This window comes from Alkalihalobacterium alkalinitrilicum (assembly GCF_002019605.1).
Classification (GTDB): domain Bacteria; phylum Bacillota; class Bacilli; order Bacillales; family Bacillaceae_F; genus Alkalihalobacterium; species Alkalihalobacterium alkalinitrilicum.
Genome location: NZ_KV917368.1, coordinates 3,658,491 through 3,675,240 on the forward strand (window position 1 = coordinate 3,658,491; position 16,750 = coordinate 3,675,240).

Annotated in this window: 16 protein-coding genes and 1 tRNA gene; all 17 read right to left on the reverse strand. The window is 38.4% G+C overall.

Annotated features, from left to right (window positions below; all coding sequences use genetic code 11):
• Positions 1–37: 37 nt before the first annotated feature.
• Positions 38–2,065 (reverse strand): ATP-dependent zinc metalloprotease FtsH, encoded by a 2,028-nt coding sequence (gene ftsH / locus BK574_RS17815; protein ID WP_078429475.1) that lies wholly within the window; start codon positions 2,063–2,065, stop codon positions 38–40.
• Positions 2,066–2,135: 70 nt separating this feature from the next.
• Entirely contained in the window at positions 2,136–2,675 is a 540-nt protein-coding gene (gene hpt, locus BK574_RS17820; RefSeq protein WP_075388453.1) for a hypoxanthine phosphoribosyltransferase, read from the reverse strand.
• A gap of 38 nt (positions 2,676–2,713) precedes the next feature.
• Complete coding sequence (gene tilS, locus BK574_RS17825) at positions 2,714–4,120, reverse strand: tRNA lysidine(34) synthetase TilS (RefSeq protein WP_078429476.1); 1,407 nt, start codon at positions 4,118–4,120, stop codon at positions 2,714–2,716.
• Positions 4,104–4,550 carry a threonine/serine exporter family protein gene (locus tag BK574_RS17830; protein ID WP_078429477.1) on the reverse strand — a complete coding sequence of 149 codons (447 nt, stop codon included), beginning with the start codon at positions 4,548–4,550 and terminating at the stop codon, positions 4,104–4,106. Before BK574_RS17830 ends, tilS begins: the two co-directional genes overlap by 17 nt.
• A 15-nt stretch (positions 4,551–4,565) precedes the next feature.
• Positions 4,566–5,324, reverse strand: a complete 759-nt coding sequence (locus BK574_RS17835; RefSeq protein WP_075388456.1) for a threonine/serine exporter family protein — start codon at positions 5,322–5,324, stop codon at positions 4,566–4,568.
• A 194-nt stretch (positions 5,325–5,518) separates the two neighbouring features.
• The gene (locus tag BK574_RS17840) at positions 5,519–6,481 is read right to left on the reverse strand and encodes a protein kinase domain-containing protein (protein WP_078429478.1); all 963 of its coding nucleotides are present in this window, start codon (positions 6,479–6,481) and stop codon (positions 5,519–5,521) included.
• A complete protein-coding gene (locus BK574_RS17845) occupies positions 6,453–7,193 on the reverse strand; it encodes a VWA domain-containing protein (RefSeq protein WP_142247987.1) in 741 nt (246 codons plus the stop codon). The genes BK574_RS17840 and BK574_RS17845 overlap by 29 nt, the downstream gene beginning before the upstream one ends.
• An 86-nt stretch (positions 7,194–7,279) precedes the next feature.
• Positions 7,280–9,775: a stage II sporulation protein E gene (spoIIE, locus tag BK574_RS17850; RefSeq protein WP_078429480.1), complete on the reverse strand. Its 2,496-nt coding sequence runs from the start codon at positions 9,773–9,775 to the stop codon at positions 7,280–7,282.
• A 379-nt stretch (positions 9,776–10,154) separates the two neighbouring features.
• Positions 10,155–10,231: transfer RNA gene (locus BK574_RS17855), tRNA-Met, on the reverse strand.
• Positions 10,232–10,367: 136 nt separating this feature from the next.
• Positions 10,368–10,835, reverse strand: coding sequence for a S1 domain-containing RNA-binding protein (locus BK574_RS17860; RefSeq protein ID WP_075388460.1), 468 nt, complete (start codon positions 10,833–10,835; stop codon positions 10,368–10,370).
• Positions 10,836–10,968: 133 nt separating this feature from the next.
• Entirely contained in the window at positions 10,969–11,349 is a 381-nt protein-coding gene (locus tag BK574_RS17865) for an FtsB family cell division protein (RefSeq protein WP_078429481.1), read from the reverse strand.
• Positions 11,349–11,951, reverse strand: coding sequence for a spore cortex biosynthesis protein YabQ (yabQ, locus tag BK574_RS17870; RefSeq protein ID WP_075388462.1), 603 nt, complete (start codon positions 11,949–11,951; stop codon positions 11,349–11,351). The genes BK574_RS17865 and yabQ overlap by 1 nt, the downstream gene beginning before the upstream one ends.
• Positions 11,948–12,259: a sporulation protein YabP gene (yabP, locus tag BK574_RS17875; RefSeq protein ID WP_075388463.1), complete on the reverse strand. Its 312-nt coding sequence runs from the start codon at positions 12,257–12,259 to the stop codon at positions 11,948–11,950. Before yabP ends, yabQ begins: the two co-directional genes overlap by 4 nt.
• A gap of 78 nt (positions 12,260–12,337) precedes the next feature.
• Positions 12,338–12,604, reverse strand: coding sequence for an RNA-binding S4 domain-containing protein (locus tag BK574_RS17880; protein WP_075388464.1), 267 nt, complete (start codon positions 12,602–12,604; stop codon positions 12,338–12,340).
• Positions 12,605–12,620: 16 nt separating this feature from the next.
• Complete coding sequence (gene yabN, locus BK574_RS17885) at positions 12,621–14,084, reverse strand: bifunctional methyltransferase/pyrophosphohydrolase YabN (RefSeq protein WP_078429482.1); 1,464 nt, start codon at positions 14,082–14,084, stop codon at positions 12,621–12,623.
• Positions 14,084–15,685 (reverse strand): putative polysaccharide biosynthesis protein, encoded by a 1,602-nt coding sequence (locus tag BK574_RS17890; RefSeq protein ID WP_158211688.1) that lies wholly within the window; start codon positions 15,683–15,685, stop codon positions 14,084–14,086. The genes yabN and BK574_RS17890 overlap by 1 nt, the downstream gene beginning before the upstream one ends.
• Positions 15,686–16,163: 478 nt before the next feature.
• Entirely contained in the window at positions 16,164–16,703 is a 540-nt protein-coding gene (spoVT, locus tag BK574_RS17895) for a stage V sporulation protein T (protein ID WP_078429484.1), read from the reverse strand.
• Between the last annotated feature and the right edge of the window lie 47 nt (positions 16,704–16,750).

A 16,750-nucleotide genomic window follows, 5' to 3' on the forward strand; every position in this document is an offset into this window, starting at 1 on the left:
AAGAAAATAGGATGTCTTTAGACATCCTATTTTCTGATTATTTATCTGTCTTATTTTCTTCTTCTGATTTCGGCTTATCACCTTGTTCATCTGAAGACTTGACTTCACTCTTATCTTTCGGTTCAGTCTCATCTTTTTTAGAAGAAATATTTACTTTCACATCACCGTCTTGAACCGTTTCCGACTTTGCTTCTTGTTGTTTTCGGTACGCATCGGTATGATGGTTCTCAGGAAGCTTCCCTTCGTTAACAAGTGATTTAATTTGTTCTGCGTCTAACGTTTCAAGTTCCATTAACGTTTCGGCTACAAGATCTAACTTATCTTTATGAGCTAGAAGGATTTGTTTACATTGCTCATAGCACTCTTTAATGAAACGCTGTACTTCTAAGTCAATTTCATAAGCAATTTGATCACTATAATTTTGTTCATTTTGGATGTCTCGGCCTAAGAAAACTTGACCTCCAGAGTTTTGTCCGAATTGCATTGGACCCAGCTTTTCACTCATTCCATACTCGGTTACCATCTTACGTGCAATACCTGTTGCTCGCTGGAAGTCGTTATGAGCTCCAGTTGACACTTCACCAAAGGTAATCTCTTCGGCCACACGACCACCTAGTAGGCCCATAATTTTATCGAGTAACTCTGGCTTTGTCATAAAGTAACGATCTTCTTTTGGAAGCATGACGGCATAACCCCCAGCTTGACCTCTTGGAACAATAGTTACTTTGTGAACCATGTCGGCATTTTCAAGCTTTACACCTACGACAGTATGTCCTGCTTCATGCCATGCAACAATTTTCTTTTCCTTCGCAGAAATAACACGACTCTTCTTAGCTGGACCAGCAATGACCCGATCAATAGCCTCTTCGATGTGGATCATATTTACTTTCTTATTATCATGCCGCGCAGCAACTAGTGCTGCTTCATTGAGAAGATTTTCTAAATCAGCACCAGAAAATCCAGGTGTTCTGGCTGCAATGGCCTTTAGATCTACGTCATCCGCAAGTGGTTTATTTCTCGCATGAACTTTTAATATATCTTCACGGCCTTTAACATCTGGTCGCCCTACTAATATTTGTCGGTCAAAACGTCCTGGACGTAATAACGCTGGATCTAAAATATCAGCACGGTTTGTTGCCGCGATAATAATAATCCCTTCATTCGCACTAAATCCATCCATCTCAACAAGTAATTGGTTTAACGTTTGCTCACGTTCATCGTGACCTCCACCTAAACCAGCTCCACGTTGTCGACCAACTGCATCAATCTCATCAATAAAGATAATACATGGTGCATTTTTCTTCGCATTTTCGAATAGGTCACGTACACGGGATGCACCGACCCCAACAAACATTTCAACAAAGTCAGAACCACTGATGGAGAAGAACGGAACTCCAGCCTCACCTGCAACAGCTCTAGCTAGTAACGTTTTCCCTGTACCAGGCGGCCCCACTAATAAGACCCCTTTAGGAATACGCGCACCAATAGCAGAGAACTTTCTTGGGTCTTTTAAGAATTCAACGACCTCAACAAGTTCTTGCTTTTCTTCATCTGCGCCAGCAACGTCCTTGAATTTGGCTTTCTTCTTATCATCTTGAACCATCTTCGCTTTACTCTTACCAAAGTTCATGACACGGCTTCCGCCACCTTGAGCTTGGCTTAGTAAAAAGAAGAATAGGATAAAAATAATGATAAATGGAATAATCGACGTAAAAAAGGTCACCCAACCACTTGTCTCATCTGCAGGCTCCATGATGAACTCTGGTGTGGCACCCCCACCTTCTTGTGCATCAAACAGTCTTTCAACTGCTAGTTCTGCCCTAGGAATATAGGTTTGAAAAAACTCTCCTTCTGGTGTGTTCACAAGCTGACCTCGAACTAAGTACACTTGTCGTTCTGGCTTTAAAGCAAGAGTGGTTACCTCGCCATTTTGTAGATGTTGATAAAATTCATCAACAGTCATTGGTGTTGTCTCAGTTTGATCACCGCTAAAGACACTGACAATCCCAACGATGACTAGAAAAATTAACAAGTAAAATATCGTGTTACGAAAAATCCGATTCATTCCTGACCTCCTCCCACGTACAATCACAGCTTAAATTATAGTATCATATTTACCACTTTTTTCACAATCTTTACGTCCCATAAATTTCTGGCTTTAATACACCAATATACGGGAGGTTTCGATAACGCTCAGCAAAATCCAAACCATATCCGACAACAAAAGCATCTGGAACGGTAAATCCAGAAAGATCAGGTACTAAATCGACCTTTCTTCCATCTGGTTTATCTAATAGGGTGACAATTTTAACAGACTCCGCTTTCCGGTAATGGAAAAGCTTTACTAAGTAGCTTAGAGTTAAGCCGCTATCTATAATATCTTCTACAATTAAAACGTGACGACCTTCTACCGAAGTATTTAAATCTTTTACAATCTTCACTTCGCCCGTCGAAACGGTTCCAGCTCCATAGCTTGACACATCCATAAAGTCGAGCTCGATATGTGTATCTATTCTCTTCGTTAAATCAGCCATAAAAGGAAGGGCTCCTTTTAATACACCGACAACTAAGGGAAACTTACCGTCATATTCTTTTGTAAGTTTATCCCCTAATTCACGCACTTTCTCTTGTATTTGTTCTTCAGAAATTAATACTTCTTTGATTTCATCCTTCATTATGTGTTATACCCTCCTGTAAATACTGCTGAAAAGAATTATACCGAGCCTTCATGATGAAATTCAAATGAAAGCACTAAATAATTTTGCGACATTTCTGTGACAGCACCTTTTTTAGAATGTCCTAATCCGGGAATCCATATCACTTCATTATTTCCATCAGTAACGAGCGGCCAACCTTTTCGCTTGGACTGCTCTATTTTATGATCAATAAAAATACGACTCACTTTTTTCGATCCTTCCATCCCTATTAACTGGATACGATCGCCATTCATTTTTACTCTAACATTGAGTGGATACTTAAGTCGATCAGCATCACATATAAAAGTATAGGGGTTTCGTTGTTCGCAAGTGAGGTTTGACGTAAATTTTGCACTTATTATTCCCAACTTAGTCGAGATACAACCTGGAACTTTTAATTCGTTCGTAAAAGGTTGTAAACTGTCTAAAGCTGTCGTGAAGCGAAACCGACAATGATGATAGACTCTATCAACGATTACTCCTTTTGGCATATCCAATTGACCTGATGGATGTTGTGAATAAATCAGTTGATGAACGTGTTCAATATGTATAAATGAGAGAGATGGGTAATTTTCCCCGTAAAGATATTTTAATATTAGATGAATCGCCCTTCTTTGTAAAGCAAAGGGTAAATCTTGAAATTGTTGAACAGAAATAATGATTTCTTCATTCGTTCTTTTTTCAATGACATTTTCTAATTGTGTCCGAGTTAATTCTTCGAGATAGATTTGATCAGCATTTAAAGATTCGCTCATACGTTGAAAGTGAATATGTGCTTTTGGATTTTCATTTTTTATAAACGGCAGAACCTCTTGACGAAACCGATTACGAACATATTTATCCGAAAAATTACTTTCATCGATCTTTGGCTGTAATTGTTCTTCCTTACAATATTGCTCGATTTCTGCTTTCGTTATTCCTAAAAAAGGCCGAATTAATGTTCCAGTTGCAAATGGTCTAGATACCGGAATTCCTGTTAGTACATCTCCCTTCGTTCCTCTCACTTGGCTCATTAAAATCGTTTCAATTTGGTCATCTCCATGATGGGCTAATGCTAAATAATGAGCGTCATACTTTTGCATAATTTGGCTAAATACGTCGTAACGACATTTTCTAGCGGCCATTTGAACACTTAATCCAAATTGAATTTGAGCTTCCTTTACATTTACCCGCTTTCCTTCAAAAGGAATCGCTCGTTTTTCGCAAAATTGTTTGACGAACTGATAATCTTCAGCTGAAGTAATTTCTCTCAGCTGATGATCAACGTGAGAAACAACAATTTGATAATTTTCCTTATGACTTTCATTCCATAAAAAATGTAGTAAAGCAAGGGAATCAGGACCACCTGAAACACCGACTACTATCGTTGAGTTCGGTTCTAATAATTGGCGCTCTTTTATAAATTGCTTAACGGCCTGTTTCATATCGTTGACCGATTCCTCCTTTCTTAAAAGAAAAAATCGCGAGTGCAAAAACAAGCCCACCTGCAATCGCTCCAGCTTGAAGCATTGTACTTATCCCAAGTTCTAACCCAAGTAAATAATCACTCTCAACAAAGGCCAACATGGTAAAATACGCCTTACTTCCAGGAACTAAGGGAATAATTGCAGGAATACTAAACGTCGTTGCAGGTATACGAAACTTTTTGGCAAGAATGTGTGAAATTGTTGCACTCATGAATGAAGCTAGTGCAGTGGCTAGTATCAGGGATACTCCGAGTTCGGGGAGCGTCCGGTAGATGAACCAAGATAGACATCCAATTAACGCTCCAATAAACAAAGTCCTAGTCGGTACATTGAATAAAATTCCAAAGCAAAGCGTTGCTACATACACAAATAATAACTCCAACCACATGATGTTCCCCCCCTATTAAGCTAAAAATAAACCAATCGCGAGTGCAACACCCGTTGCAATAGAGAGCGCCGTCAAAAAGGCCTCAGCACCTCTACTTACTCCAGCTACATAATCACCAGATATTAAATCTCGCACTGCATTGGTTAGGGGTACCCCTGGCACGAGAGGCATTAAGATTCCAATAATAATTTGATCTAAATTAACACCGACACCTAAAAATACTAATCCGATGGCAACACTGCCTCCAATAAAAGCAGAAATAAATTCAGCAAAGAATTTCACTTTTAAGTACTCTTGAAATTTGAATACACACACACTAACGATAAACCCAGCAATAAAAGCAGGGAGCATATCGCGTAAGCTGCCCCCAAATAAGTATGAAAATCCAGCACCTGCAACTCCTGAAGCGATATGAACGAGCCACAATGGATAATTCATCGGCGACTTCGCAATTTCATTCAACTTAGCATAAGCTGTTTCCTCATCTATTTCACCTGTTACAAACTCGCGAGATACTTGATTGACTAATGACACTTTATTTAGATCATAAATACGGTCATCTACGCGAATCATCTGCATCGTATCGCCTTTTCCTACTTCATCAAAGGAGAGAAAAATGCCAGTTGTTGTAACAAAGCTATGAACATTTAAAAATCCTGCAGCTTTTGCCATTCGCTCTAACGTTTCTTCTACTCGATAAGTTTCTGCACCGTACGTTAGCATAATTTCTCCTGCCAACAAACATACATCCATCATTCGATCTGCTCTAAACATGGCACCCTCCAACTTACCTAAATCATCCTATCCTACAATTTGTGTTCAAAAAGGAGGACAAAAAGAGCCAAGAAGTTCGAGGAAGCGCCGCCTCCGAGCACCGGAACGTATGTTGTTAATACGTGAGGAGCGGAGGAGCAAGCTGACATAGAAATTCGACAGCTATTTTTCCCGGACTTTTTGAACATCCTCTTCTACATTAATTGTCCAAATAAGTATAGGATATATGCCAAAATAAGAAAAGAGGTTACGAGTAAGATTTCAATGAGATAAGAAGATTTTGATGCTTTTTTTCGTTCTTTCCTCTTCATTTTTGTCGAGTGAGACGCTTGACTCTTTTTATAGAATGTTGATTTCCTTTGAATAGCATCCATTAAATCCTTCTTCATCATTTGCGCATCATTGTACTTTCCTTGCATTCCTTTTAACATGACTTCACGGTACGGCTTAAGACCAGGTTTTGCATCTATCGCTTGTTTTAGTTGCTGTAATGGTTGGTCGCCTTTTTTATCAAAACGTCTCGGATATGAGCAATTAAGCATTACCATTACGAGAGAAAATAAATCATAGCTTGGTTCTGCTTTCCTAGAACCCAACCCCCAGTAGCCACGATCAAAAAATTCAGTGTACTCTTTAATTGACCTTCCGAGTAATGTCGTTCCACCGACATCAAGCCAACGAATTCGTGGCGTTGGACCAACAACAATTAAATTGTCTGGTTTTAAATCACCGAACGCCCACCCTGCGCGGTGGAGACGGTCTAAGTCGCCAAGCAACTGCACCATTAAAATACCAATCCATTCTTCTCCTCGCTTAGACGTAAAGGTGATTAATTGTTCCCCCTTCAAATATTCCATAACGTAAAATGGCATTACTCCTTGGGTTGTGACTAAATCATCAACATCTAACAAAGAAGGCCCAAGTATCTGACCTTGGACCTTCGAAAAATGCTTTAACACATTTACCTCAGATGTGATGGCCATGCTATTCACACCAATTTTTAATGCGACATCACCATCTACACTTCTAGCTAAATATACCGACCCTGTAGCACCAGACCCTAATAGTTTAACGATCTGGTAGGTTTTTCGATGCCACTTACCAACAACTTTTTCCCCTGGTGTTAAGTTACATGCCTGAGTCTTCGAGTAATTCATCCTCGTCACTAGAGATCAAACTCCTTCTCGAGTTAGTTTTCTCAAATCTTTGTAAGGCAACTTGTAAAGCAGGTCCAGTTGGAGTAATCCCACCTGATGATAACTTATGAAATATTCCTGTGAGGGATTCCAGTTTTGGGGTCCAATCTAGTAAACGGTCGATATCCTTTCTTTTGCCAGGAAATGAGTATAAAGAAAAGCGATTATCTCCCATCCGAGACGTAAGACTAATCGATAAATCTGTTAACGCATCTTGCACCATCGGTAATTTATTTTTCATACTAGCACTCGTATCAACTAATATTAATACATTTAAATCAATCGTCTCACCTAATTCGTCAACAACTTCCATTACTTGTCCACGTTTTTCTGGAGACAAATCTTCTAATTCTTGCTCTTCTCCTAGAATTTGCTGTAATTCCTTATTAACTACACCGTATAGTGTTTGCGTCATCGCTTTTCTCGTTACCATTTGTACGGTTTTAGCTAGCGCTTGCGCATAAACGATTTGACTGACACCACCACCTGCCATCGCAACAGATTCAATTTCTTGAACGCCTTGTTCATTCATTGGACTATTATCAACAACACCAATAACATTTACCGTTATCCCTTGCTCTTTCGCTAAAGCAGCTATAGCAACAGGGTCTTCCCCTTGGTTAGAGCAACCATCCGTTATAAGCAAAATTTGGCGTAATGTACCTTTTCCCAAGCATATCCCCTCCAATTTTCTGAATGTTACCATCATTCACCAATTGGAGGGCGTTTATACATGGTTAAACATGTACAAGACAGAAACTACTGTGCCTTTTTCTTCTCTACGTTTCGTGGTTTATACAACGGTATTGCAGCCCACTTTGGCATATTTCGTTTTACTCGTGCTACTACAATCGTCATATCATCTTCAATACTACCTTTTTCATCACGAATCACACGTTCTAATATTAAATCAGCGACTTCCTGAGGGTCTTCAGATGTTACTTCACTAATAATTCGTTTCATCCACATTTCCTTATTTTCAACATGCTTTGGTGCGTCGAAAATGCCATCACTCATCATGATTAATAAGTCCCCAGGTTTCATCTGCTCACTAACTACATCAACATCAAATTCTTGAATAATACCCATCGGTAAATTACTTGCTTCGATTTTAGTTACCTTTGTTCCCCTTTTTATAAAGCTTGGGATCGACCCAATCTTTAAAAACTTCGCATTTGCATCTTGTAAATCAATCATTGCTAAGTCTAACGTTGAAAAGATTTCATCGGTAGTTCGTAGCGATAAAACAGAATTAACGGACTTGATCGCAACGGTTTCCTCAATACCAGACTGCAAGATTTTTTGTAAAAGCTGTAAAGTTTCATTACTTTCAAGATGAGCACGCTCTCCATTTCCCATCCCATCACTAATTGCAATCGCATACTTTCCAGATCCCAACTCAATCGTAGAATAACTATCTCCAGATACATAGGCACCGCCTTTTGCGACAGTAGCCACACCTGTTTCTATTACAAATTTTCTCGCTGAACCAAACGATACATGACTATAACCGTTAGGATAAAAGTTTCGTTCTTCATTTTTAATTATAATCGTTTCTCCTAGTATGTCAGATAACATCGGCGCAATTACTTTTTCAAATTGCCCGTGTCCACCATCATCAGCTATACTTAACTCGATTTCAATATTCCCCTGTTCCAAATGGAAAATATCAATATGTCCTACTTCTAAACCTACACCTCTTAAGGCTTCTAACATTTGTTCTTCTTGAACGTAATGAGCTTCTTTCTCTTTTTGAATTTCTTTGGCAAAGTCATTCATCACTCTAGATACACCCAGTAATTGGTCTGCAACTAGCTTGCGACTTTCTAAAACCTGCTTTTTAAGTTTTTGATTTGCTTGAAACTGTCCAAGCTCTTGTTGAATGACTTGAGCGACCTTCTCATGTTTAACGCAGTACTTTTTCCATTCGGCTTTGAGCATCGAGTCCCTTAACTCTCCATTTTTTTCAACATCATTCATAATTTTGGACATGGACTCATATGTTTTACTAAAGTTACTAACCCAACAGCGGTCTTTTTTGAAACAAGCCTGACACGTTTTTTCCGTAACATTGCTTAGGAAATAATCGACTTCTTTTTCCGTATCATCAGCTTCAACAGGTGCAGTAGTTGCTGAAAAGCTATTCGATAATGTTTGGAATAAATGAGAGAATTGTTCGACTCTACCAGCCGTCACATCTCTTATTTTCCGTAAATATTGTTGCTGTTCTTTGGAATGCTCTACCGTTCCTGGAATATATCGTGCAAGCTTACTAATAATTGACCTTGGAGTAAGCAGAAATATGGCAATCGCTACACCTGATTCCATAACCGTAACTATCACTTGATCAGATCCTTCACCATACAATCCTATTAAAAGTGTACCAATAAGCAAACCAATACTGACTCCAAGCTTTTTCCCTTCTTTTAATAATCCACCTAGTAAACCTGCAAAAGCAAGTAAACTCATTTGATAGAGACTAGCAACACTTGCCAAACTTAAGATTAACCCAGTCACTACCCCTACTGTCGAGCCAATAGCTGCACCAGCTACAAATGCAAATAATAGTACTAGATAACGAGCTAATATATGTTCAACTGTTAAATCATAAACCATCCACCCGATCGTTCCCGTCATAACCGAAGCGAGTAAAATAATTAAGCAAACAATTTCTTCATTCTTTAATGGTTGTTGACTTCGTTTCGCTGTTATTAACGGAACACTCTGTAGAAATATCATCGTTAATATGAAACTAAGACCTGCTTCTACTCCAGCCATCATCCAATCATAGTTCGTTACTTGACCTTGCATAAAGAAAGTCAAAATAATGCGAGCTGAAATACTAGTAAAGAAAACGGTAAATGGAAGAAGCTTTGTTGTATTATCACTAAACTTTTCTACAACCTTTTGATAGATAATAAAAATGAGTAGTGACGCTAAAACAAACCAACTACTTTCTAAAATATGAGTCATTGCCCCAGCAAAGACAGCCAAGGCTGCAATTCCTAACTTGTCCCGTTTCAATACATAAATAGCAGCAACAAAAGGCAGTACAAATGGTGTAATTTCCGAAAGTATCATCGCTCGTCCAAGTAGAAAGCCAACAACAAAAATAAGAAGTCCCCATTGATAAAAAAGTAGATTCGTTCCTTTTTTGACTTTTTCAGTTGTCGATGTCGTTAGTGACATTGCTTTGGTAGGTAGCGTCCAACCACGAACGGGCTCAATAACTCCTTTTGTAACTCTCCGTAACATTTCGCAACACCCCACGGTTATATTTCGTGGTTTCATTATAAACATAGAAGAGATTCAGTTTTTGTCAGAATTTCAAGTCGAATAGAAAAAAGTCTTCGACGGCTTTCGTGTAAATGACCGCCCGATTTCCACCCTTTCCCATAACTAAGAATGGATTGACAGCAAACGTAGCCAAAATTGCAAAAACAGTGACTCATCAGCAATAGTTATGACGAAAGAAAAATGGTATTAATTAGAAAAATCGGGATAAGTAAGAGGCCTAAAACTCAACATCGAGACTTACCTGTAAATTACTATTAACTCAAATCTCACTTATTGACCTAATTATAAACACAAAAAAACTGCACCCTATTTGGATACAGTTGATTATAAGTATGTATGGTAGCGGCGGAGGGAGTCGAACCCACGACCTCACGGGTATGAACCGTACGCTCTAGCCAGCTGAGCTACACCGCCATAATACTATCGCTAACGACAAAATTTATTATACGATAAATCTCTTATAATAGTCAACCCTATTTTGAATTAAATGAGAGGCAAGCGTTATAACGCTTGCCTCTCATTTCTTTTATTAAAAAGCCGGCAGCAAGACTTACCCACGTCTGGCGCCTCGACCACCTCGCTTCGACTCTGTTTGGCGTTTTAGCGTGGAGAGACGTTCTTCACTATCTTTTAAAAATCGATTCATCTTATCTTCAAAGGACATCGTTGGACGCTGATTACGTGCACTACTATTTCCACCTTTACTGTAATTTCCCCCAGATCGTGCTGGGCGCGGTGGACGTGATGGACGAGGAGCACGATTGGCCATCTCCTCTTTTGGGCGTTCTTGAGCTTTTCTAATTGAAAGTCCAATCTTCCCATCTTGTTCAACATTAACAACTTTAACTAGAACTTCGTCGCCTACTTTTAACACTTCTTTAATGTCTTTAACATAATTATCAGCGACTTCACTAATATGAACCAGACCAGTAGTACCTCCTGGCAGCTCCACAAATGCCCCAAAATGGGTAATACCCGTTACTTTACCTTGCAACTTGCTGCCTACTTCGATTGACATGTTAAAAATTGCTCCTCCTTAAAAAACAAATAAAATAATGTTTTATAGAGATGGCTCAAAAGGTTAGAAGTTTCATTGCTCCTTCTTTTGAACACACTATATTATAAATTATACTTGATGCGGAAAAAGAGTGTCAATCCGTTGATATTTTAGGTAATTTAAACAAAATTTCCCTATCCTTTGATAAAAAGTAATCACGTCTAGCAATTTCAGCAATATAATCTAAATCATTGTAATTTATAATTTCTTGTTCTAAGTGAAGTTGTTCTATTTCTAATGCTTCGAGCCTCGCTTGAAGTGCTTGTTTCTCTTCATTTTTTTCTTCTAGTAATTGCGCCTGAGTATGAATCGTCATAAAAGCAATTACACTAAGGGTGACTACAATAAAAGCAAATGCTGTTAAACGACGAAATAAACCTCTTCTTTTCCGAAGACGATCTTCCGATACTTGTTCTTGCACTCGGTTAAAGTTTGCATCTAGCTCCCGAATTTTTCGTTTACGTTCCGAAACCATTAATCATCCCCCTTGTTGCCACGGGTTCGTATAAACTTCCAAAAGGCAACTGCTTTTTTCACCCACTTGGTCTTTTTTATGGAATTCACAAGGCGGTCTAATCTAGATAGCTTGTATACCAATTTTCCAAGCCAACGAATAGGCCTTACAATTAACCTAAATAAAAATGATAATATGGATAATATTACTGATATTACCATGATAACCAAGGAATATAATAGTTTCAATAGCCATTTAATAGGATTAATGAAGATTGTTAGGATAAGTGTCCGAATAAAACGAAAAATTGCAATGGACGTCTGAATGCCAATTTCTAGAATTCGCAAATACCAACGCTGAAATACGGCCTGGTAAGCGGCATAACCACATAACAATGCAAGAAAAATATAAAACCTCATTTCTCCTTCATTAACTTTAAGAAGAACATAAAAAATGAGAAGGCCTTGGATTAACCAAAATAAAAAGTCATTTAACACTGTGACCCATGATAATGATGGACGCGGCTGCCTAGCAAATCTTCTATAGGTATCAATAGAAGCTCCAAGCCAAGTACCTGCAGCAACCATTGATAGCATCGTATAGAATTGAATTGTTAAACTCACTTGAACAACTTCCCAAATAACCCTTTTGACTTCCCACCTTGATTTTCATCAAGATAAACAAGATCAAAAATTTTGCCTTCAATAGATACTAAGCCCTGTTCCACGTTTAAGTTTTTCATATGCAAGTTCTGGCCACGGATCGAAAGAAAACCCATTTCCGTTTCTAAAAGAAATTCTTCATTGTCAAAACTTTCAACTTGCCTTACACCTGTAATGTCTAGTTTCTTTCGGCCTCTTAGTGTAATGTCATGTTCTTTTGTTTTTCTTGCTTGCCCCATTGGTGTACCAAATTCATAATTGTGTTCCATATTTAATCCTCCTCAACACCTCATTTATTACAAATTTATGTTGAGTGGATATAAAATAGAACAAGCTGTTGGATTTCCTTACTCCGCAGCTTCTACTGATTGCTCTTTTGTGACTGTATACATAGAACTCGCCTCTTCTTTTCTTGTTGTATCTTTAATGGCCTCTACTTGAACCGTCACAAACTTTTGACCAAAACGAATCACCAGCTCATCACCAACACTAACATTTGTACCTGCTTTTGCCACTTGTCCATTAACTGTAATTCTTCCTTGGTCACATACTTCTTTAGCTAATGTGCGTCGTTTAATTAATCTTGATACTTTTAAGAACTTATCCAACCTCACTCTAAATTCCTCCTTTTTATTGATATTCCTCTTTACTTTTTTCCCAAATCTCATCAAGCTGTTCTAACGTGACATCAGAGAACGTTAACCCTTGTTTGGTTAGTTCGTCCTCAATCACTTGGAAACGACTAGAAAACTTTTTATTCGTCATATGTAGCGCCTCTTCAGGGTTAATTTTATAATATCGTGCTAAGTTAATAAGAACAAAAAGAATATCACCAAATTCTTTTTTCATTTTCTCTGTATTGTTTACCTTTAATTCTGAGAAAAATTCACTAATCTCTTCTTGAAGTTTCATCCACATCGGTGCCGCGTCTTCCCAGTCAAAGCCTACTTTTGCAGCTTTCTTTTGAAGTTCAAAAGCTTTTAATAAAGCGGGTAAGCTTTTAGGAATACCGTCTAATATTGATACTCTTTTCTCTTCACTTTTTTCTTTTCGCTTAATTTCTTCCCAGTTAGCAACTACTTCTGCAGCATCTATTGCATTTTGCCCTGAAAACACATGAGGGTGCCTTCTGATCATCTTTTCTGTAATCGAACAAATGACATCATCAATTGTAAACCAACCATCATCTTCACCGATTTGAGCATGTAACATGACTTGAAGCAATACATCACCGAGCTCTTCAACTAAATGGTCATCATCTTGTTCATCGATTGCTTCTAACACTTCGTAAGCTTCTTCTAATAAAAAAGGCTTCAATGTTTCATGAGTTTGTTCTTGATCCCATGGACATCCATCTGGTCCTCGCAATGTTGCAATCACTTCTCTTAACTTTTGAAAGTCTTGATATAGAAACTCTTCTGTTTTCACAGGTGGAACGTAAACAGCCGTTAAGTTGTTTAATTCAGTTACTCGATCAAGCTCATAGAGAGGACAAGTAATTATGCTTTCCATTGATGTTCCAACAGCTGTAGCTACTTTTACTTCATAATCATCAGGTAACAAATCCATCAAGGTCAGTTTTACTTCTGAGGCAATAAAAGCATCGTAAACTTGGCAAATAATGATATGTTGCCGAATTTGTATCTGGTCCCGTTTTAATTGTGTTCCATCAACTATTTGACAACCATCAATCGGGTCTATTTGTAATGCATTAAACATAGGATCTAAAAAGCTCTGACCACCCTGAATTTCAACATCAATATCACGCTCTTTTCCTTCCTTTAATAAAAGCTGGACTGTTTCTTCAGCAACTAAAGGGTGTCCAGGTACAGCATATGTAATTTCTTGTTGATTGTCTAATTGTGCGAGTAAGATATCCACTATTGAACGATACACATCTTCGAAACGTTCGTGTTTTTCATACTCAGCATCAAACGACGTATATTTGAAACTTTCATTTTTCAGCTCATCAATAACTGGGTGTTTTTCTGTTCTTAAAAAGAGAGGATCTGCTTTTTTAAGAACTTGGTACGTACCAAGCGATAATTGAGCGAGCTCCCCAGCCCCTAAGCCAATAACCGTTATTTTCTTCACTATAAATCTCTCCTTCGACCATTAATCACTCTATATAGTTTAGCAAATACTGGTATAATGGATACTTCTTTTTCTGAAAACACTTCGAACTTGATGATTAAAATAACCGCAACGACTCCTCCAATAGCAGCACTTGATAAAGCGATAATGCCATCGGTACTTCGTGATAATCCATCCGTTATTAGCCAATTCTCTAACATCGTTTTCCATAAAAAAGTAGTCAAACCCATTCCAAAAACGGTAATAAATAAGCCCATAATTTGTGCCTTATTCATACGTGTCATTCCTTCCATGCGGTAAATTAAGATCGTATTCAATAAAGCAATGATAGCTAAACTCACCGTCGTGGCAATAGCTGCTCCTAGTGTTCCGAAGCCTGGAATGAGCGTCACATTTAAAAATACTTTGGCCACTAAACCGTATACAATATGACGTGCAGCATAATGTCCTTTATCATATCCTTGCAAAATGGCAGCGGTTGTCATTACAAGTGCTCCGAAAACAATCGAAAAGGCTAATACAAACAACACATTTGATCCTTCACGATTTGTAAATAACAGTTGGTTTGTCGGTTCAATGATAATAGCTAACCCAACCGATGCTAATAAACCAAAAGCGACCGTTAAGCGTAGCGTAAGTTCGGTCTTTCGTTTCGCCTCCTGACGATCTTGTAACGATTTTGCCCTTGAGATCATCGGTACGACTGTTAAGGCAAAAGACGTAGCTACAATGGTTCCTAGCTGAATGAGTGGTTGCCCACGATCATATATCCCTTTTGCGACTTTTGCGAATTCTAATTCAACACCACTTTCTAGTAATAACCGAAGGACGGATAAACTGTCAATTAATTGAATGAACACAAGGACAAGAATGGTCATTGAAAATAAAAGGCTATTTTTAATAAACGGGAATATGCTCGCTTTATTTACTTTCCCTAATTGAAACTGAATTCCTTTTCCTTTATTAGATTGACGATAATAAAGGAGTAAACAAACAGCACCTGCTAACGCTCCTAGAACTGAACCAATGACTGCACCTAACCCAGCGCCGTACGGACCAAATCCTAGATTGATCATAGCGTACGCTAAAATTAGAATTAGAACGACTCGAATACTTTGATCCGTTAGTTGCGAAACAGCCGTTGGTGTCATCCACCCATCTCCTTGGAAATACCCGCGAAACACCGAAAGAATTGGTACGACAAAATAAGTTAGTGCGGTTACTCTTAACGGATGGACGAGTAATGGGTCTCCCATCCACTGAGCAAGTGGTTCAGCTAGTACCAACAATAATAACCCTGCTGTGATTGACAACAAAACTAAAGAAAATAAATATTTTGATAAAATCTCCTCGTCGTTATGCTTCTCTTTGCGGTTTGTCATTTCTTTGGAAATAATGACAGGGAATCCATAGATCGATAACGTAAAAGCAATCGCATAGAAAGGATACACTTGTTGATAGACATAAAAGCCTACATCACCTGCGATATTTTGGTAAGGTATCCGGTAAATTGCACTCAATACTTTTGTTAATAATGCAGCGATAGTTAAAATGAGTGCTCCTTGCCAAATTTTTTTCGTTTGGTCATTAAGATGAGACACCCAACCATTCCCCTTCCACAATTTGATAAAGTGAAACTTCCATCAGTGAGGGGTTTTCCTCTTCCCCTGATGGTTAGTTGAGGCCCACACGATGTGGGTCACACATACGTTGCCACAGGATGTGGCGCATCTAGTCTGTGTTCATTTAGTTTTTACTGGCAGTTTATCCCCCACTTATCCTCCTTTGATTCCTCGAAGTCTTGAAGTGGGGGTATTACTGCCAGTTGTTGCGGGATAAAACTAACCGCTATTATATCACAGTCGATCATAAAACATTTTATCCCATATAAAAAAAGGAGAGAGGGGAAACCTCACTCCTTTTTCTGAGTCTAAGCTGATGCTGACTATCATTCCGCTATTTTCCAATAATCATACAAAATTAAGATGAATTATTCAAAATAACGGATCTGTTGTCTGCTTCCTTTTAAATAAAGAGGCGAGAGTCTTCACTGCTTCTATCTTGCCTCTTTACGTTATATTATTGTTCCATTTGTCTAGCTAAAAAGCCAGCGGCCGTCTCAGCTAACTTCTGTTCAACTTCACCTGAGAACGACTCTTCTTTATTCAACATGACCACAGCTCCAATCGGGTCACCGTTAGCTATTATAGGTGCAACGACTAAACCTTTCAAATCCTCTTTTTGGTCACCTACAATGTTAAACTCACCTGCTGAAGACTCAACCCTCGATTTTCTTTCATCCATAGTTGCTTCAATAATTTCACCAATGCTTTTATTGTGATATTCTTTCTTGGAACCACCAGATACAGCAATATATGTATCACGGTCTGCAATGAGTACAGTATGACTTAAACTGTCATATAAAGCTTCAGCATATTCTTTTGCAAAATTACCTAACTCAGAAATTGGCGAGTACTTCTTCAATATGACCTCGCCGTCTCGGTCAACGAAAATCTCCAATGGGTCACCTTCACGTATTCGTAAAGTACGTCTAATTTCTTTCGGAATGACAACTCGACCTAGATCATCAATACGACGAACAATTCCAGTAGCTTTCATACCTAGATGCCTCACTTTCTAATGATGTAGTAGCATAGGAAATGGTT